This window comes from Flavobacterium pokkalii (assembly GCF_014596575.1).
GTDB classification, from domain to species: domain Bacteria; phylum Bacteroidota; class Bacteroidia; order Flavobacteriales; family Flavobacteriaceae; genus Flavobacterium; species Flavobacterium pokkalii.
Genome location: NZ_NASZ01000002.1, coordinates 91,471 through 110,719, shown reverse-complemented (window position 1 = coordinate 110,719; position 19,249 = coordinate 91,471). Strand labels below are relative to the sequence as shown.

The window sequence follows — 19,249 nt, the reverse complement described above, 5'->3', positions numbered from 1 at the left end:
ATTACTAACCAAACTAACACTAACTAATAACCAAAATTTCTATTTATAGGCTTCATTTTGCGTAATCACATCCGGATTTTGATTAATTACTAAAAACGGAATTGGCAATAACAAATCATCTTCTGTCTCAATAGTGATGTTTTTACTGCTGTTTTTAATCACTGTAATAGCTCTTCCGGTTCTAATTAAATCAAACCAACGATGAAATTCACAGGCAAACTCCACCTGTGCTTCATGCTCTAAAGCCAAAGCTATGGTATTGTACTGCGCCGGATAGCCTATCGCTCCATAAGCCGGCAAATTAACTCGGGCACGAACTTCGTTCAGGTATTTTGCATCATCCGTTGCTTCAGTCAGCATTAAAAGCACATCCGCATAACGCAACACCATAAAATTATTATCCGAAGCTTCTCTTAAACCCGCAACCGGAGCAGTGGCATCTTTCCATTTAATGGTGAATTTTACATCTACAAAGGAATTATTAGGTGTAGTATAACCATGTTGGATAGAAATATCACGTCTTGGATCGCCTGTTTCATAAGCATTCCATAAATCATCAGTAACCTGATTAAATCCGCCTCCCCAGGCTGTAACCACACGGTTATCTACCGGAGTAAACATAGCCCAATACAAGCTGTAAGGATTAGAAATACCTCCTTTATACTGAATTTCAAAAATTGACGAAGCGCCATTTTTCTTTGTTTTATCCCATAAATCAGCATAAGGAACCAAACTAAATTTACCATAGACTTTCAACAAAGCTTCAGCTGCTTTTGATTTATCACCAATAGTTAAATATACTTTACCTAATAAAGTATTAGCCGCTTCCTGACTGGCAGCCCCAACAAAACGCTGACTTGTTTTCACTGGTAATTTAGCCGCAGCAAATTGAAGATCGGCAATAATTTGAGCATAAACCTGATCTTTTGGTGTGCGTCCTTTGGCATAAGAATCAGCTACACTTAAAGGAGTAGTAACCAACGGCACATCGCCCCAGGCGCGAACCATATCAAAATAATACAAAGCGCGTAAAAACTTTGCTTCACCAATTAAAGCATCTCTGGTTGCAAAATCCAGTTTTTCGGCATTAACAATTAAATTATTTACGATATAAATAGCTTTATAATAATTGTTCCAATAGTTGTACACCAACTCATTATCGATGTTCATGGTGTGCAATTCGAATCCTTCATAATCCTGAATTCTTCCGGCAGCATTATCACTATAAGCGTTATCCGACATCAATTCGCCGTAAAAAGAAGGCAAACTTTCCGGTCCATACAAAGTATAAAGTGAATTATAAGCCGACCACAATCCTGTTTCAATGTCTTCCTTAGATTTATAAAAATTCTCTTCATTGGCATTGGAAATAGGCGCTTTATCCAAAAAATCCGAACTACATCCTAACAGGAATAAGTTACAGAATAGCAGGGTATATAGTATTTTTTTCATGTTCTTAAGTTTTAAACGTTTATCAAATTTTTTAGAAACTGATATTTACTCCGGCTGTAGCTGTAAATGGATTTGGATAAGCTCCATAATCAAAACCAACCATCACACCCGATTGATACGTACTTCCTTCCGGATCATAACCTAAATAATCAGAGAACACATGTACGTTTTCCATATTTACATAGAATTTCACATTGCTTAATTTCCATTTTTCAACTAAGCTTTTTGGTAAATTATATCCTAAACGAATATTTTGAATACGAACAAATGAACCATCTTCAACCCAGTAGCTTGAACCAAAATCACGAACCGTTGTTGGCAACATACGAGGTTTTGGCGTCATTCCATCACCCGGATTAGCATCGGATTTCCAATAATTATTTACCACCGAATACATGTTACGGTTACCACCACCAACACCTGATTTTAAATAACGGGCATTGTGATTCAAAATTTCTCCACCTTGTGAACCACGCAATAAAACAGAAAGATCAAAACCTGCGAAAGAGAAATTATTAGTCAATCCCCATTGGAAATTAGGTTGGTAATTTCCTAAATACGTACGGTCGTTAGAATCAATTTTACCATCTTTATTCACGTCTCTCACTCTTGGATCTCCGGCTTCACTACCTGCCCATACCGGATAAGCACCACTGTCTAATTCGGCTTGCGACATAATTACCCCGTCAATTACATAACCATAGTACATCCCGATAGGTTTTCCAACCGCTGTACGCGATGTCATACTACTTACGTTAATATCAATTGGCGCATCATTTACACCTAATTTTACTACTTTATTTCTATTGGCAAAAATATTAAAGTCGGTACTCCACTTGAATTTACTGTCGATATTTTGCGTAGTAAGATTTACTTCAAATCCTCTGTTTTCTAATTCTCCGATATTAGTCAAAGTTGACGAGAAACCGGAAAGAATCGGGATTGGCACATTAAGCAATAAATCTTTTGTTTTCGAATAATAAATATCTCCTGAGAACTTAATACGTCCGTTTAAAGCACTAAAATCAACACCAAAGTTTGTTTGACCTGTTTTTTCCCATTTCAAATTTTTATCAGCAAAATTGGAAGTATAAATTCCCTGATTTACTGTTCCGGAACTCACATAAGAATTATATCCTAAAACTCCGATGGAACCGTAATTTGGAATTTGATTGTTTCCTGTTGCACCATAACTCAACCTTACTTTCAAATTACTGATCCAGGCAACATCTTTCAGGAAATCTTCTTCCGAAATACGCCATGCCAATGATCCCGATGGGAAATAACCCCATCTGTTATTCGCTCCAAAACGAGAAGAACCATCCGCTCTGATTGCTGCCGATGCCAAATATTTCCCTTTATAGGAATAATTGGCACGAGCCAAATAAGAAACCAATGACCAATCTTCCGAGAAAGTATTTCCGGAATTTACCACACCGGCATTCAAAGTATGCACCAAATCATTTGGAAAATTCCCTGCGGTCATACTGCTGGTATCCAAAGTTTGTTCCTGAGCCGAAAATCCTGCCAAGACATTTAAATTATGATTTTCATTAAATGTTTTGTTGTAATTAAGCGTTGTTTCTGAAATCCAGTTGTTAGATTGCAAGGTTTTAAAATCAGCCTGAGCCGGAACCCATCCGGAATATCCCCAGTTTTGACCGGCGTTCCAATAGAAATTATGAACGGTATTTTCGATATTAGAACTCGCAGATGTTTTTAAAGTCAAATCTTTAATAATATCCCATTCGATATAAGAAGCAACCGTAGAAATATTAGTTGTTTTTTTAGCAGTCGCTTCTCTGGTTAAGGAATAAGGATGCCAAAGTTGGAAACCATATTTTGTAAATGTGTTCCAAATAGATGCAGGATCTTTAAACCCAAGACTTCCTGTTTCTACATAAAGCGGAAAAAACGGATCACTTTGCAAACCTAAACTTACCACGTCACTTTTTCCTCCGGTTCCATAAGGCGCTTCTTTTACACGGCTAAGACTAATATTTAACCCCATGCGAACTTTATCGCTAAATTTATGTTTCAAATTGGATCTTAAATTAATTCGGTCGTAGGTATTTCGGTCAACAACACCTTCTGAGTTGATATAACCCATAGACACCATAAATTGCGTTTTTTCATTTCCTCCGGAAGCCGACAATTGCATATTACTGCTGTGAGCGGTTCTAAACATCACATCCTGCCAATCGGTTCCGTTACCAATACGCTCTAACCACACCGGATCGGAAAATTCTACCGGCACCGTTACATTATTTCCTCTTACAGCCGATGGATTGGCTGCTACAATAGTTGCCCAGGAATTATTTCTGGCAGCGGAATTGAATGCAATAAATTCAGAAGCATTCATCATATCCGTTTTACGATTCACTCGTGAAATACCCGTTTCAAAAGTGGCATTAATTTTAGTTTTCCCGGCTTTCCCCTGTTTGGTTGTAATAATCACAACCCCGTTAGCCCCTCTGGAACCATAAATTGCTGCCGAAGAAGCATCTTTCAAAATATCGATAGACTCAATATCATTTGGGTTAATGGAATTCAACGGGTTTCGGTTGTAACTCAAATTACTTCCTGCACTAATTCCGGTATCTGTCGAATTCGTTGTATTGTCTTCCAATGGAATTCCGTCAATTACATAAAGCGGAGTCGTTCCGGCATTAATAGAAGATGCCCCACGCACTTTAATCGTTGGCGCCATACCAGGAGCTCCCTGCGATTGCGTAATTTGAACTCCGGTTGCCTGTCCGGCAAGAGACTGAAGTACATTGCTATTCGATCTTCCTTCTAATTTTTCTGCTCCGATTGAAACTACTGAACCTGTTAAATCTTTTTTCTTAACCGATCCGTATCCCACCACAACCACTTCTTCCAGTTTAGCAGAATCTTCGTCTAATTTAATCGCAATTTTACTTTGACCGCCTACTGCAATTTCTTTGGTTTTGAAACCAATATAAGAAACCACTAAAATAGCATTATCGCTTTTTACTTTTAATGAAAAATTACCATCAAAATCAGTTTGAACACCGTTTGTAGTTCCTTTTTCAACCACATTTACTCCAGGTATTGGTTGTCCGGAAGCATCGGTAACTTTTCCGCTAATTGTTTTTTGCTGAACAACATTAACTTCAGCAACTGTTTTTTCTTTAATAAAGATTGTCTTATCATCCGTCAATTCGAAATCTAAATTATAAGTTGAAAGACACTGCTGTAATAATTTAGAAACGGCAATAGTTCCTTTTTTTAAGCGAACATCCGGAATGTCTTTGAAGAATTTTCGTGGATAAACAAAATTCAAATCTGTTTGCTGTTTTATAATCTTAAAAACCTCGTAAATAGTTACCGACTGGTCTTTTTCTATAATTACATTCGACTGTGCAAATGTCCGACCTATATTAAGGCAAAAAACATTGGTACACCACAAAAAGATAAATGCTCTCAAAACAGTTCCTTTAAGCTTTTCTCCAAAAAGAGTAAAGCCCTTACGTACTTTAATTTTCATAATTTTTTGGTTTGGTTGGTTTTACAAATTGGCTAATAAAAACGGGCAGAAGCTAACGCACGGGAGTTCATTAGTACTTCTCTTTCGTTTTTTACTCTAGAATTACTTGTTTGTCTTTTATTTCATAATTTTTAATAATTTTAAAATTTTTAATACTCTTTAATATTTCGTCTAAGGATTGGTTTTTCCTTAACACTCCGTCGAAAATTTCGTTTTCGATTGCTTTATTTTTGAAAGTAAAATCAAAATCATACCAACGGGATAATACTTTCATCATGTCTCTGAGGGTAATTTTTTCAAAACTAAACACACCTTCTTTCCAGGAAATTTCATTATACACATCGATATTTTTCACCAATGCATTATTGGTTTTCAAATCGAGTTTTAATTGTTGGTTTGGAACCAATCTTTGTTTTCCATTTTCCATATTCACATCCACTTTTCCTTCAACTAAGGTGGTGTAACTATTCGTTTCATCTTTATACGCTTTAATATTAAATTGAGTACCAATAACATCAACTTCCTGTTTGCGGCTTGCAACTTTAAAATGAGCCCCTTTATGCATCGTACTTGGCGACACATCGAAATAAGCTTCTCCGTAAACCAACTCTACGGCTCTTGTTTTTCCTTCAACAAAGGCTACCGGAAATTTCAATTGGGTCTCCGAATTCAACCAAACCCGCGTTCCATCCGATAAGGTAATGCTGAATTTTCCGCCACGTGGAATAGTCAGATAATTATAAACCACCTTAACTGTGCTGCTTTTATTAGACGCATAAATCAAAGCTTCGCCATTGCATTTGGCATTTTGTGTTTGTAAAGAAGTTCCGTTAGTCAAAACAACTTGTTTCCCATTGCTTAAAGTAAGCATCGCTTTATCCGTTCCCGGTTTCAGTAAATTAGTATTTTGCTTAACTATTGCCGGCGCAACTTCCATTTGTTTTTGAGAAACGATATCCTTGAAAAAATAAGCCGTAGTTAAGATTCCGACAAAAAGGGCTGCCGCTGCCGCATATTTTACAAAACGGGATTTCTTTTTAAAATCTAGTTCAGGTTCCTTTTTAGAAATCGCCAATATTTCATTCTTAATACGTACAGCATCTGCCTCACTCATTAATGGTTTTTCATTTAAAATAGCCAAAACCTCCTCCACAGTCGGTAGTTGATTAGAATCAGTCAAACCTTCAAAATAACGCACCACTTCATCAACCTCCTTTGGAGAGCATTGATTCAGAATGAACTTTTTTAACAAATTTTGAATATGAATATCGTGTTGCATAATAAACGTTCTTATATATAATACAGATGAGAAATATAAAAGTACTACTCAATATTATTATTTTTTTCGAAAAATAAAAAAATAATAACAAAACATAAGTAATACGAAAAAATAAAAAACATAAAAAAGGAAATAAAACCAATAATCAGGAGCCGATTATTCTAACCAACGAGAGGAAATAAGGGTAATTAAAAGCGTAACATCGCCATGAGTTTCCAAAAAATTTCTAATCTCTGCCAAAGCCTTACTCATCTGGCCTTTTACAGTACTCACAGAGATATTTAATTCTTTACTGATTTCCTCGTAACTCATTTCTCTATTACGGGACATTTCAAAAATCATTCTGCGTTTAGGCGGCAATTGTTCTATTGCCTGAGTTCTTATCGCTTCATAATCTGCTTCGGCAATAGTATCCTCAATAGGACTATATGATTTTTGACTGGTATAAAACACTTCTTCTTTCAGCTTATCACTGTTCGCTACTTTACTGATAAGATTAAATGTTAGATTTCGTGTTATGGTAAACACATAAGATTTAAAAGACAAGTCCGGATTAAGGCGGTCTCTGTGCAGCCAGATATTTAAAAACACATCCTGAACGATTTCTTCAGCAAGCGCGGTATTTTTAAGCATGCTCAAACTATAAGCATAAACATCATTACAAAATATATTAAAAAGCTCACTGAAGGCTTTTTCATTCCCCTCAATGAGTTCTAAAATCAACAACTTATTATTAATTTCCTTTGTTTCTGACATTTTGCAACTCGCCTTTTCCATTATCAAACTACTGATTTGCTATATATTCGCTTCTTTTGAATTAGAATTCTTATTTTCAAGCTTTATCATTGCTAATATAACAATTTCAACCACATCACTAATTAAAAGAAAGTTTTTAATTCCAAAAAAAACAACAAATAACAAATTTTCACAAAAAAAAGTAACTATCAAATACTGCATTAACCAAATTCAAAACTATTTTTCTCTATTTAATGACTATCTTAGCAAGATTAAACTTTTAAAAAAGTAACATGCCTTTGATTATAGACAGTATTGAAAAACATGTTTCACTCACTCCCGAAGAAAAAGAGCTTTTTGCAAGCAAACTCGAAATACAACAACACAAAGCCAAGACTATTTTGTTAAGTCCGGGCGAAATTTGCCAATATTCCTATTTTGTAAATTCGGGTGTTTTAAGAAGTTTTAACATCAACGATAATATTGTGGAACATGTATTGCAATTTGCCTGCAAAGGCTGGTGGATTGGTGACATGTACAGCCTTATTTCGCAAAAACCCGGCAATCTGTTCATTGAAGTTTTAGAAGACGCTGAATTGGTTTTACTTTCCAAAGAGAATCAGGAACAACTGTATACCGAAATTCCAAAACTGGAACGTTTTTTCAGAATTCTTATCGAAAATTCATTAGTTGCGCATCAGGAACGCCTGATGGATAATTTAAGTTTATCAGCCGAAGAACGCTTTGATAAATTTTGCAAAAGATATCCAGATTTAATGCAAAAAATTCCTCAGAAACAAATTGCTTCCTATATAGGTGTCACACCGGAATTTTTCAGTAAAATGAAATCCCGAATACTCAAAAACAAAATCTGAATGCTTTCTTAACCTAGGTTAAGTACAAAAGACTTCCTATGGTTGTAAATTTGTAAGGTAATAATTTAACAACTAACAAAAACACATACATTATGGCAACTACAGTTTTACATAAAGCAGACACAAGAGGACACGCTAATCACGGATGGTTAAACGCTTATCATAGTTTTAGTTTTGGCAGCTGGTACAATCCGGACAGAGTACATTTTGGAGCACTTCGTGTTTTGAACGACGATACCATTGCTGCCGGAATGGGTTTTGGAACACATCCGCATGACAATATGGAAATCATTACGATTCCTCTCGAAGGCGATTTAGCACATAAAGACAGTATGGGAAATGCTGCAACCATTAAAACTGGAGATGTGCAGGTAATGAGTGCCGGAACCGGAATTCAACACAGTGAATTCAATCCGAATCACGACCAGCAAACCAAATTATTCCAAATTTGGCTGTTCCCAAAAATGCGCAATGTAACACCACGTTACCAACAAATTACCTTAGACAAATCTTTAGAAAAAAATGATTTTGCACAAATTTTATCTCCAAATCCGGAAGATGCCGGCGTCTGGATTCATCAGGATGCCTGGTTTTATCTAGCAGATTTTGACAAAGATTTTTCAAAAACTTACCAATTAAACCAAGAAGGAAACGGATTGTATATTTTTGTTATTTCTGGAAACATCACTATCGACGGACAGGAATTAGAAACCCGTGATGGTTATGGAATTAGCGATTTCAAAACTTTAGATATTAAAGCCACAACTGATGCTAAATTTCTATTAATGGAAATCCCAATGAATTACTAAATAAAAGAACAATGGAAGAAATTTTAGGTGTAGAATACAATGACAAAAAAGGCTATTTTTATGTAAAAGTAAATGATCGTATTGAAGCAAAAATGACGTTTGTTTTTGCAGGGCCTCACAAAATCATTATCGACCACACCGAAGTAAATCCGGGACACAACGGAAAAAATTTTGGAAAGAAAATGGTCGAAAAAGCGGTTTCATTTGCCAGAGAAAAAAACCTAAAAATTCTTCCTTTGTGTCCATTTGCGAAAAAAGTTTTTGACAAAACACCAGAGTATAGTGATGTTTTGTAAACAGTATAAAAATTCATTTATTAAAATTTGATATGAAAAATTTACTAGAAAAAGATATCGTTGGCACCATTGGCACACAAAAATATTTGTGCACCATTTCCTGGCGCAATGGACAACTTATCATGGATGAACCCGAAAGCAACGGCGGAAAAAACTTAGGACCTGATCCATTTTCGGCACTTTTAGCTTCACTTGCCAGTTGTACACTCGCCACTTTACGTATGTATATTGACCGTAAAGGTTGGGATATTCCAGAAATCAATGTTAGTCTTAACGCTGCTCAGGAATTTGATGGTGAATTTGAAACTATTTTTTCCAGACAAATTTCTTTTTCAACTGAAATTACTCCCGAACAAAAGGAACGACTGGCAATAATTGCAGACAAATGTCCTGTTTCTAAAATATTAAAAGGAAAAATAACTATTAATACCCTACTGTAATCATGGATCCAAAAAACATTACTAAAGAGTACACTAATGGCGAAGTGACCATTGTATGGCAATCGGCTAAATGCATCCATTCCGCAAATTGCGCCCGCAACAATCCTGACGTTTTCCAACCCAGAGAAAAACCCTGGATTAAACCCGAGGCTTCTTCTTCCGAAAAAATAATTGAAACCGTAAACAAATGCCCTTCAGGAGCTTTGACCTATTTTTTGAACAAAAAATAAATCTTTTTCAATCCTAAAAAGCGTTACTCAAGGTGACGCTTTATTTATTTTTACCGATAAAGAAAAGATAAATACTGTTTTTGCAAATTTTTAAGAAGACAATATTTAATTTTGATTCAGAAAAAAATCATTTATGAAACTACTTATCGTTGAAGACGAACCACATCTTTTATCCATCATACGAAGAGGACTTTCGGAAAACGACAATGAAGTAAGCGTTGCTCAAAACGGGACAACTGCTTTAGAAATGATTTTGAACGAAGATTTTGATGTGGTTATTCTGGATATCATGTTACCGGACATTAACGGAATTGAAATTTGTAAAAAACTCCGTGCCGAAAAAAACTTTGTTCCCATCCTGCTTTTAACCGCTTTAGGAACTACCGAAAACATTGTGACCGGACTCAATTCGGGAGCCGATGATTATTTGGTAAAACCTTTTAAATTCACCGAATTAGAAGCTCGAATCGCTGCTTTGGCCAGAAGATCCAGCCAGAAACACCAACCCAATAGTCTGATTCAGATTGACGATTTGGAAATTGACAACCGCGCTAAATCAGTAAAAAGAAATGGCGAAGTTATTCAGTTAACCGCCAAAGAATTCAAATTATTACAATATTTAGCCAATAATCCTGAAATTATTTTGTCCCGGGAACAAATTCTCGACAATGTCTGGGGCATCAGTTTTGACATGAACACGAATGTAGTTGATGTGTATATCAACTATTTAAGAAATAAGATTGACAAACCCTTTCAAAACAAATTAATCCACACCATCAAAGGTTTAGGTTACATTTTAAAACCCTAATTTATGCAAATCAGAAAGAAAATAACCATTACTTATATTGCCCTTTCGGGTTTCAGTACCTTGCTGCTTTGCATTGTTATTTTTTCTCTTTTTAAGCAAAACAACCAATATTATTTCATCAAAAGACTTCAGGATCGAGCCAAAATTGCTTCATCTGCCTATTATCAAAAAAATCTTGTGCATCAGGATTATTTCAAAGATTTCAAAAAAAAGGGCTTAGAAGAACTCGTTGAAGAAAAAGATTTTGTATTGAAAGTAAGCAGCAAAAACACTTTTGAATACAACACCGATTTACATCTTCCACCGGAATTTTATCATACTATTATGAAAAAAGGTTCCAGCTGGATTGAGGAAAATCATCGTTATTATTACGGACAAATTTTTAGCGAAGGCAACCAAAGACACATTGTAATTGTAACTGCCATAGACCGTCGCGGAAGTACCAGCACTATTTATATTTTGCAGATATTAATTTTTGGAGGAATTGGCTTTATCATAGTCGCTTACTTTTTTGGGAAATTTTTAGCCCGAAGAGTAATCAATCCGATTGCCCGAATCACTAATGAAGTACATCGCATTAGTGCTTCTAATTTGCACAACAGATTAGCAGATGCCGAAGGTAACGACGAAATTTCAGATTTAACGAAAACCTTCAACGACATGCTCGACCGACTGGAAACTTCGTTCGAAATTCAGGCTAATTTTATCAACAATGCTTCGCATGAACTCAAAACACCAATTACGACTATTATTGCCGAAACGGAAATCATGCTTTTGAAAGAAAGAAAAACTGAAGAATACATCTATTCTTTGGAAAACATCAACAAGCAGGCTTCAAAACTGGGAAACCTTACTGAAAGTCTTTTAAAATTGACTCAAACCGGCTATGACGGAAGAAAACAGGTTTTGGATATGGGTCGGATTGACGAAATTCTTTTAGAAGTAAAAGCTTCTATCGACACTCTTTTTCCGGATAATCGCGTGAATATCAAGCTAAACAACATTCCGGAAGACGACACACTTTTGACGATTCCCTGCAACAGACCGCTGTTGGAATTGGCTTTAAATAATATCATTTCCAATGCCGTGAAATATTCGGATAACGATGAAGTTTTTGTCAATCTTTCGGTTGACAATTCTAAAATTAAAATCGCCATTACCGATATTGGAATTGGAATTCCTCCGGAAGATATTCCTTTTCTGTACGAACCTTTTTTCAGAGGAAAAATTGCCTCAAAATACAACGGTTACGGATTAGGATTACCTCTTGCAATGAAAATTATCCGCATGCATAATGGCGAACTTCAAATACAATCGGAAACCGGAAAAGGAACGGTTGTAAATATTACTTTCGAAAAAAGTAATCTTAAAAATGCTTAGAAAAAGCTAATTTTCAAAAGATTACTTTATTTCTTAACCTAGATTAAGTGTTCCAATAATTGTGTCGCTGTAAATTTGTCTTATCAAATTAAAACAACAATAAAAACATATAATTATGGCAACTACAAAATGGGCAATTGACGCTACACACTCAGAAATTGGTTTTAAAGTAAAACACATGATGTTTACTAATGTTTCCGGAAAATTCAACGATTACGAAGCTACTATTTCGACAGAAGACGATAATTTCGAGAATGCCAATATTGAATTTGAAGCCAACATCGATTCGATTAGCACCAATAATACCGACAGAGACAACCATCTGAAAAGTGGTGACTTTTTTGATGCTGAAAACCATCCAAAACTAACTTTCAAAGCGACTTCATTTACTAAAAACGGTGACGATTATGAAATTGCAGGCGATTTAAGTTTGAGAGGAGTAACCAAATCCGTTACCCTTCCTGCTGAATTTAGTGGTCTAATGAAAGACCCTTGGGGAAACACCAAAGCCGGACTGAACATTTCCGGAAAAATAAATCGTAAAGACTGGGGATTAAACTGGAATTCGGCTTTAGAAACCGGAGGCGTTTTAGTGGGAGAGGACGTTAAATTGAACATCGAATTACAATTGGTAAAACTATAAATTGATTTCAAACCCTATTATTTATTAGAAAACCACTTAACTTTTTGGGTAAGTCAAGTGGTTTTCTTTTTCTCAAAATTTATGATTCTTAAAAAATCCTAAAAAAATAGTACTTTTGCATCCCGATTGACTAATTTTCAATCTTTAAATAATGTCACCCTGAGCGCAGTCGAAGGGCAAATTTTTAAATTAAAAAATATGAAAGCATACGTATTTCCGGGTCAGGGAGCTCAATTTACAGGAATGGGTAAAGACTTATATGAGAATTCACCTTTAGCAAAAGAACTGTTTGAAAGAGCAAACGAAATATTAGGTTTCCGCATCACAGACATCATGTTTGAAGGAACAGCAGAAGAATTAAAAGAAACTAAAGTTACTCAACCGGCTGTATTTTTACACTCAGTAATCTTAGCCAAAACTTTAGAAGATTTCAATCCTGAAATGGTTGCAGGACACTCTTTAGGTGAATTTTCAGCTTTGGTTGCCAATGGCGCTTTGTCTTTTGAAGACGGATTAAAATTAGTTTCTCAAAGAGCTTTAGCAATGCAAAAAGCTTGCGAAATTACACCTTCAACAATGGCTGCTGTTTTAGGATTAGCTGACAATGTAGTAGAAGAAGTTTGTGCTGCTATCGACGGAGTTGTAGTTGCTGCTAACTATAACTGTCCGGGTCAATTAGTAATTTCAGGAGAATTCAAAGCAGTAGAATTAGCTTGCGAAAAAATGAAAGAAGCGGGTGCTAAACGTGCTTTATTATTACCTGTTGGTGGTGCTTTCCATTCACCAATGATGGAGCCTGCAAGAGAAGAATTAGCAGCTGCTATCGAAGCAACTACTTTCTCTACTCCTATCTGCCCTGTCTATCAAAATGTAACTGCAAATGCCGTTTCGGATGCAGCAGAAATCAAGAAAAACTTAATCATCCAATTGACTGCTCCTGTAAAATGGACACAATCAGTACAACAAATGATTGCTGACGGAGCTACATTGTTTACAGAAGTTGGTCCTGGAAAAGTATTAACAGGATTAATTGGAAAAATCAATAAAGAAGCGGCTACAGCGAATGCTTAAATAGTACACAGTCATCAGCCCCGATAGTTATCGGGATTAGATTTCAGTAATTATATAAAGAATCCTCATGAACTTATGTTTGTGGGGATTTTTTATTTCAACACAATTGTCCTATCAAAATTAACTTTTGGAATTTTAGCTATCTTTGTTTTTAAGATTTTCTTTTTATGATTTCAAATTTACGAACTGTAAACGTTATCCGTTACATCACACCACTTCGGGAAGGGGGCTCGTTACCTGCTCTGGCAGAAGCAGATGACGATTTTAAATATGTATTAAAATTCAGAGGTGCTGGTCACGGTGTAAAAGCTTTAATTGCTGAATTCTTAGGTGGTCAAATCGCTAAGTTCCTTGGGCTTCCGGTTCCTGAATTAGTTTTTGCTGAATTGGATGAAGCTTTTGGAAGAACTGAAGCTGATGAAGAAATTCAGGATTTATTGAAATTCAGTCAGGGATTAAATTTAGGATTGCATTATTTATCAGGAGCAATTACCTATGATGCAGCTGCCAATGATTGTGAGGCATTATTAGCATCAAAAATTGTTTGGCTAGATGCTTTTATTACCAATGTTGACCGAACTTTTAAAAACACTAATCTCTTAATTTGGAAAAAAGAACTTTGGTTAATAGACCATGGCGCTTCTTTTTATTTTCATCATTCCTGGACTAACTGGGAAAAAACTGCTGTAACTCCGTTTGCTTTAATTAAAGACCATGTTCTATTACCAAAGGCTTCAAGACTGGATGAAGCACATCAGGAATTTACCGCTATCTTAAACGACACTTTTCTCAAGGAAATTGTAAATCAAATTCCGGAAGACTGGTTACAATGGGATGATCAAACGATAACAGCCGAAGCAATCAAAGCCGTTTATTTTCAATTTTTAAGTATGCGTTTAAAGAACGCCGAAATATTCCTAAAACAAGCTCAAGATGCACGAACAACACTTGTATGAATATGCAGTTATTCGTATAGTACCTAAAGTAGAACGCGAAGAATTTATCAATGTAGGATTGATGCTTTACTGCAAACGTCAAAAATTTTTACGTATTCAGTATCAAATTCCAGCAAAAAAAATTCGCCTTTTTTGCGAAGAATTTGATTTGGACCAACTCAAAACGAATCTGGATTCTTTTGTGGCTATTTGCGAAGGCAAAAAAAGTGCAGGACCAATTGCTCAATTGGAAAAAGACGAGCGTTTTAGATGGCTTACAGCTGTAAAAAGTTCCAGTATACAAACCTCCAGACCACATTCGGGTTTTAGTAGCAATTTGGATCAGACTTTCGAAAAATTATATCAGGAATTAGTACTCTAAACCAATAAAAAATCCCAAACTATCTTCTTCATAATTTGGGATTTTTATTTATTCTTTTTTAACTTCTTATGATGGCAATTTAAACGCCTGACGACCTATCAACAACCATTTTCCTTTTTGTTTTTGCCAAACCAACATAATTCCTATTTTAATATCCTTGTCCACACCGCTGTCTTTAGTATGCGCCGCCAAATTATGCCTTACAACAGCAACATCTCCGCTAATTTGAATGCTTTGATTTTGGAATTCAATCGTCACAAAATCCGATTCGCCGTTCATCAGTTTTTCGATAAACACTTTTTGATCCTGAAGCACTCCACTGGAATGTCCGTAACTTAAATCTTTTGAAGTTAGGGATTTCAAACTTTCAGCAGTTGGATCGATTAAAGCTTTGCGCAAAGCTTCTACTCTGTCAGCGACCACTTTTTCTTCTTTAGCAATACTAGCATTTTGTGCCCAATTTGAAAAAGAAATCAAAAACAACGCAAAAACAAACAAGGATTTTTTCATATTTATTGATTTAAAAATTCTAAAACAGAATCAGTTATAAATTGGATTTGTTCATCGTCTAATTCCGTATGCATTGGCAACGAAATCACTTCCTGAACTAATTGATTGGTTACCGGAAAATCTTCTTCTTTATAACGAACATCTGCATAAGCTTTTTGCGAATGCAAAGGAATTGGATAATAAATAGCACAAGGAATTCCTTTGTCTAACAAATGTTGCATCAATCCGTTTCTGTCTTTACCAATAATTCTTAAGGTATATTGATGAAAAACATGATTATTTTCATTTGCATCAAATGAAGGAGTTATAATATTAGCATGAGCTGATAAAGCAGCATTATACTTGCTTGCAGCCAATCGACGAGCTGTATTATAATCGTTCAAAAAAGGCAATTTAGCATTCAAAACCGCAGCCTGAACACTGTCTAACCTTGAATTCACCCCTACTACATCATGATGGTAACGCTCGTACATTCCGTGATTTACAATTCCGCGAATAATGTGCGCCAAAGCATCATCATTCGTAAAAATCGCTCCTCCATCTCCGTAACAACCTAAATTTTTAGACGGAAAAAAGGAAGTCGCACCTACATGACCAATAGTTCCTACCTTAGTTTTTGTTCCTTTAGAAGAAACATAATCCGCACCAATAGCCTGCGCATTATCTTCGATAACATATAAATTATGTGCCGCTGCCAATTCCATAATAGCATCCATATTAGCCGCACGACCAAATAAATGTACCGGAACAATCGCCTTAGTTTTTGGAGTGATGGCTGCTTTAATTTTTTCTAAAGAAATATTCATACTATCCACATCCACATCTACTAAAACCGGTGTTAGTTGCAACAAAGCAATCACCTCCACAGTAGCCGCAAAAGTAAAATCGGCAGTAATCACCTCATCACCCGGTTTTAAACCCAATCCCATCATCGCAATTTGCAAGGCATCGGTACCATTAGCACAAGGAATCACATGTTTTACTCCTAAATAATCTTCCAAAGATTTTTGAAACTGATGCACCTGAGGACCATTAATATAAGCTGTATTATCCAAAACTTCCTGAATAGAAGTGTTTACCATAGCAGCAATTTTATCGTATTGACTTTTTAAGTCAACCATTTGAATTTTCTTCATTTCAACTGTATTAAATAATTAGAAAGTTGTTGTTTTTACACTTATTAATCAACAACTACACTTTCACAAAAGGGAAACAAAAATAGCTATTATTGCCTTCAAACCAATGTTTTTAAGCCAAAGAAAATGTATTTTAGCCGCAAAAAAATTCCCAATGCTTTTTCTATACAATATCCTCATTACAATTACCGCACTTTTGCTAAAATTCGTTGCGCTATTCAACCCAAAAATAAAACAGTTTGTTGCCGGCAGAAAAACAGTTTTTAAGACGCTTTCGCAAAAAATAAGCAGCAACGATAAAACCATCTGGTTTCACGCAGCCTCTTTAGGAGAATACGAACAAGGCTTGCCGGTTATTGAAAAAATCAAAGAAAAATATCCTACCCACAAAATTGTTTTGACTTTCTTTTCGCCATCCGGATATGAAGTTCGTAAAAACAACAACATTGCCGATGCTACTGTTTATTTACCGATGGACACCAAAAAAAATGCTCAAAAATTCCTAAAACTCGTTCATCCGGAAATGGCTTTCTTTATTAAATATGAATATTGGCCAAATTACCTCAACGAACTCCATAAATTAAAAACTCCCAATTATTTAATTTCAGGAATTTTTAGAGAAAACCAAGTATTCTTTAAATGGTACGGACAATTTTACCGCAATGCGCTAAACATATTTACTTTCTTTTTTGTCCAAAATGAATTATCCAAAAAACTACTAAATCAACTTAACAAAACCAATGTCATTGTTTCAGGCGATACTCGTTTTGACAGGGTTGTCACTATTTTAGAAAAAGACAATACTTTAGATTTTATTTCCGCTTTTAAAAACAATACAACGACTATCGTTGTTGGAAGCTCCTGGCCTAAAGACGAAGAATTACTTATTGATTACATCAACACGACTACACAAAAAGTCAAATTCATTATTGCTCCGCACAACATCAAAAGTGAGCAAATTGAAAAATTAAAGAACAGCATCAACAAGAAAACAGTTCTTTTCAGCGAAAAAGAAAATAAAAATTTAGCCAATTTTGAGGTTTTTATCATTGACACCATCGGGATTTTGACCAAAATTTACAGCTATGCCAACATTGCCTACGTAGGCGGCGGTTTTGGAAACCCGGGCGTTCACAATATATTAGAACCAGCCACTTTTGGTGTTCCTATCATAATCGGCCCTAACTATTCGCATTTTGCAGAAGCTGTCGATTTAGTAAATCTTGAAGGCTGCACAAGCATCATCAACAATCAGGAATTATCCGAAATTTTCACCTGCTTAATTACAGACGAAACTAAGCGTAAGAAAAAAGGTGGTATTTGCAAAAACTTTGTAAATAAAAACAAAGGCGCTACTTCGCTGATTTTAGAAAAAATAGCAACTCTAAATACAAAAATCGAGTTTTAAACGAACCGAAATAGCTTATACTGTTTCTATTTTTCCTTTTGAAAAAAGCTTTTATAACCTTCTAACTAAATCTCAAAAATCAAGGTTTTTAAAAACTGTTTTCTCAAAAAAGACATTCTTAGATTTAAAAATTCACAAAAAATGGCTTCACAAAAGAAAACACAACCATAAAACATTTAAAATCAAAACATTAAAAAATAGCTTTTTTTAGTACTGATTTAAAAAACAAAGTGATTCAAACTGCAATATGTAATCATTAAATTACACCAATTATCCGCAAAATATAATCGAATAATATTTTAAAAAAAAAATGAAAAAATATTTTACATATCAAAAATTTTATATCTTTGCCTCGAATTAATAATTAACCTTTTATAATAAAGTAAGATGAAAAAAGTATTTTTAAGTTTAGCTGTAGTTGCTGTATTATCTGTTGTATCTTGTAAAAAAGCTGAAGCTCCTGCTGAGGAAGCTGCTGCTGACACAACTGCTGTAGAAGCTGTTGACACTGCTGCTGTTGCTGCTGATACTGCTGCTGTTGCTGTTGATACTGCTGCTGCTCCAGCTGCTGAAGCTCCTGCTGCTGAGTAATTACTAAACTACAGTAAAAAAAATCAAGCCGTTACCATGTAACGGCTTTTTTTATACTTATAAATTCCCAAAAAAAAGAATTACTTTAATTATTCCGGAAACACAAATCCATTATTAGCAAAATCCAATATCTCTGCCTTCGAACCGTATTTCACAATCTCATCAATCCCTTTCTGTACCATCAATTCCGTACTGTATTTTCGGCTTACAGCAATCACTTTATTATCCACAACCACTCTAAAGAAAAACCTCCCTTTAGATGTTTTAAATTTCACATAAGAACAAGTCTCCAGCTCAGAAAGCAAATATTCAGCATCCGCCTCACAATCCATCCGCAACTCATAAGCATTACTCGTAAAAATGGTTTTCCCTTTTCTGGAAACAAACTCAAACTTATAATCGCCACTAAATCTTTTACTAATAACAAAAGTCCCCATAATTCTTATCTCAGAAAAAAAAGAAAAACACTTATGCTTTTCTAATTTTTTAAACAAAACCAATATAAAACAAAAAAGCTCCAAACAAACGTTTGAAGCTTTCTTTGTACTCAGAGCGGGACTTGAACCCGCACGAACATTGCTGTTCACTGGATTTTAAGTCCAGCGTGTCTACCAATTTCACCATCCGAGCATGATGCAATATTGAGCGAAAAACGGGGCTCGAACCCGCGACCTCGACCTTGGCAAGGTCGCGCTCTACCAACTGAGCTATTTTCGCATTAACAATTCTCAAAAGAACCGCAACACTTATTCGGTATT

The 19,249-nt window shown here is 35.4% G+C and carries 20 protein-coding genes and 2 tRNA genes; 13 read left to right on the top strand and 9 right to left on the bottom strand.

Annotated features, from left to right (window positions below; translation table 11 throughout):
* Positions 1 to 39 precede the first annotated feature (39 nt).
* From B6A10_RS02370 to B6A10_RS02355, 4 genes are all read right to left on the bottom strand, one after another.
* Positions 40 to 1,452, bottom strand: coding sequence for a RagB/SusD family nutrient uptake outer membrane protein (locus B6A10_RS02370; protein ID WP_188219579.1), 1,413 nt, complete (start codon positions 1,450 to 1,452; stop codon positions 40 to 42).
* Positions 1,453 to 1,483: 31 nt separating this feature from the next.
* Complete coding sequence (locus B6A10_RS02365) at positions 1,484 to 4,963, bottom strand: SusC/RagA family TonB-linked outer membrane protein (protein ID WP_188219578.1); 3,480 nt, start codon at positions 4,961 to 4,963, stop codon at positions 1,484 to 1,486.
* Between the two features lie 91 nt (positions 4,964 to 5,054).
* Entirely contained in the window at positions 5,055 to 6,242 is a 1,188-nt protein-coding gene (locus tag B6A10_RS02360) for a FecR family protein (protein WP_188219577.1), read from the bottom strand.
* 156 nt (positions 6,243 to 6,398) lie between these two features.
* The gene (locus B6A10_RS02355) at positions 6,399 to 6,998 is read right to left on the bottom strand and encodes an RNA polymerase sigma factor (RefSeq protein ID WP_055093671.1); all 600 of its coding nucleotides are present in this window, start codon (positions 6,996 to 6,998) and stop codon (positions 6,399 to 6,401) included.
* A gap of 272 nt (positions 6,999 to 7,270) precedes the next feature.
* Between B6A10_RS02355 and B6A10_RS02350 the strand changes: the two genes are divergently transcribed.
* The 11 genes from B6A10_RS02350 (at position 7,271) to B6A10_RS02300 (ending at position 14,846) form a co-directional block, all read left to right on the top strand.
* Positions 7,271 to 7,852 carry a Crp/Fnr family transcriptional regulator gene (locus B6A10_RS02350; protein WP_188219576.1) on the top strand — a complete coding sequence of 194 codons (582 nt, stop codon included), beginning with the start codon at positions 7,271 to 7,273 and terminating at the stop codon, positions 7,850 to 7,852.
* Positions 7,853 to 7,944: 92 nt separating this feature from the next.
* On the top strand, positions 7,945 to 8,661 hold the full coding sequence (locus B6A10_RS02345) for a pirin family protein (RefSeq protein WP_188219575.1): 717 nt from the start codon (positions 7,945 to 7,947) through the stop codon (positions 8,659 to 8,661).
* A gap of 11 nt (positions 8,662 to 8,672) precedes the next feature.
* The gene (locus B6A10_RS02340) at positions 8,673 to 8,957 is read left to right on the top strand and encodes a GNAT family N-acetyltransferase (protein ID WP_188219574.1); all 285 of its coding nucleotides are present in this window, start codon (positions 8,673 to 8,675) and stop codon (positions 8,955 to 8,957) included.
* Positions 8,958 to 8,989: 32 nt separating this feature from the next.
* Positions 8,990 to 9,397, top strand: coding sequence for an OsmC family protein (locus B6A10_RS02335; RefSeq protein WP_188219573.1), 408 nt, complete (start codon positions 8,990 to 8,992; stop codon positions 9,395 to 9,397).
* Between the two features lie 2 nt (positions 9,398 to 9,399).
* Positions 9,400 to 9,627, top strand: coding sequence for a (4Fe-4S)-binding protein (locus tag B6A10_RS02330; RefSeq protein WP_188219572.1), 228 nt, complete (start codon positions 9,400 to 9,402; stop codon positions 9,625 to 9,627).
* Between the two features lie 133 nt (positions 9,628 to 9,760).
* Positions 9,761 to 10,435, top strand: coding sequence for a response regulator transcription factor (locus tag B6A10_RS02325; protein ID WP_188219571.1), 675 nt, complete (start codon positions 9,761 to 9,763; stop codon positions 10,433 to 10,435).
* 3 nt (positions 10,436 to 10,438) lie between these two features.
* Entirely contained in the window at positions 10,439 to 11,815 is a 1,377-nt protein-coding gene (locus tag B6A10_RS02320) for a sensor histidine kinase (RefSeq protein ID WP_188219570.1), read from the top strand.
* 115 nt (positions 11,816 to 11,930) lie between these two features.
* On the top strand, positions 11,931 to 12,458 hold the full coding sequence (locus B6A10_RS02315; protein ID WP_055093655.1) for a YceI family protein: 528 nt from the start codon (positions 11,931 to 11,933) through the stop codon (positions 12,456 to 12,458).
* A 198-nt stretch (positions 12,459 to 12,656) separates the two neighbouring features.
* Positions 12,657 to 13,529 carry an ACP S-malonyltransferase gene (gene fabD, locus B6A10_RS02310; RefSeq protein WP_188219569.1) on the top strand — a complete coding sequence of 291 codons (873 nt, stop codon included), beginning with the start codon at positions 12,657 to 12,659 and terminating at the stop codon, positions 13,527 to 13,529.
* Between the two features lie 167 nt (positions 13,530 to 13,696).
* Positions 13,697 to 14,485, top strand: coding sequence for a HipA family kinase (locus B6A10_RS02305; RefSeq protein ID WP_188219568.1), 789 nt, complete (start codon positions 13,697 to 13,699; stop codon positions 14,483 to 14,485).
* Complete coding sequence (locus B6A10_RS02300; RefSeq protein WP_188219567.1) at positions 14,463 to 14,846, top strand: DUF3037 domain-containing protein; 384 nt, start codon at positions 14,463 to 14,465, stop codon at positions 14,844 to 14,846. The genes B6A10_RS02305 and B6A10_RS02300 overlap by 23 nt, the downstream gene beginning before the upstream one ends.
* Positions 14,847 to 14,912: 66 nt before the next feature.
* On the opposite strand, the gene B6A10_RS02295 is transcribed toward B6A10_RS02300, so the two are convergent.
* The gene (locus B6A10_RS02295) at positions 14,913 to 15,356 is read right to left on the bottom strand and encodes a nuclear transport factor 2 family protein (protein ID WP_188219566.1); all 444 of its coding nucleotides are present in this window, start codon (positions 15,354 to 15,356) and stop codon (positions 14,913 to 14,915) included.
* Between the two features lie 2 nt (positions 15,357 to 15,358).
* Positions 15,359 to 16,492, bottom strand: coding sequence for a DegT/DnrJ/EryC1/StrS family aminotransferase (locus B6A10_RS02290; protein ID WP_188219565.1), 1,134 nt, complete (start codon positions 16,490 to 16,492; stop codon positions 15,359 to 15,361).
* 154 nt (positions 16,493 to 16,646) lie between these two features.
* On the opposite strand from B6A10_RS02290, the gene B6A10_RS02285 reads away from it, so the two are divergent.
* Both B6A10_RS02285 and B6A10_RS02280 read left to right on the top strand, forming a co-directional pair.
* Positions 16,647 to 17,900 (top strand): 3-deoxy-D-manno-octulosonic acid transferase, encoded by a 1,254-nt coding sequence (locus B6A10_RS02285; protein ID WP_188219564.1) that lies wholly within the window; start codon positions 16,647 to 16,649, stop codon positions 17,898 to 17,900.
* A gap of 387 nt (positions 17,901 to 18,287) precedes the next feature.
* Positions 18,288 to 18,491 (top strand): PG1828 family lipoprotein, encoded by a 204-nt coding sequence (locus B6A10_RS02280; RefSeq protein ID WP_026712392.1) that lies wholly within the window; start codon positions 18,288 to 18,290, stop codon positions 18,489 to 18,491.
* Between the two features lie 89 nt (positions 18,492 to 18,580).
* Here the strand turns inward: B6A10_RS02280 and B6A10_RS02275 are convergent, their stop codons facing one another.
* The 3 genes from B6A10_RS02275 to B6A10_RS02265 all read right to left on the bottom strand — a co-directional run bounded on the left by B6A10_RS02275 (position 18,581) and on the right by B6A10_RS02265 (position 19,208).
* Positions 18,581 to 18,928 (bottom strand): DUF1508 domain-containing protein, encoded by a 348-nt coding sequence (locus B6A10_RS02275; protein WP_055093644.1) that lies wholly within the window; start codon positions 18,926 to 18,928, stop codon positions 18,581 to 18,583.
* Between the two features lie 107 nt (positions 18,929 to 19,035).
* A tRNA-Leu gene (locus B6A10_RS02270) sits at positions 19,036 to 19,121 on the bottom strand.
* Between the two features lie 14 nt (positions 19,122 to 19,135).
* Positions 19,136 to 19,208, bottom strand: a tRNA-Gly gene (locus B6A10_RS02265).
* Positions 19,209 to 19,249: the final 41 nt, after the last annotated feature.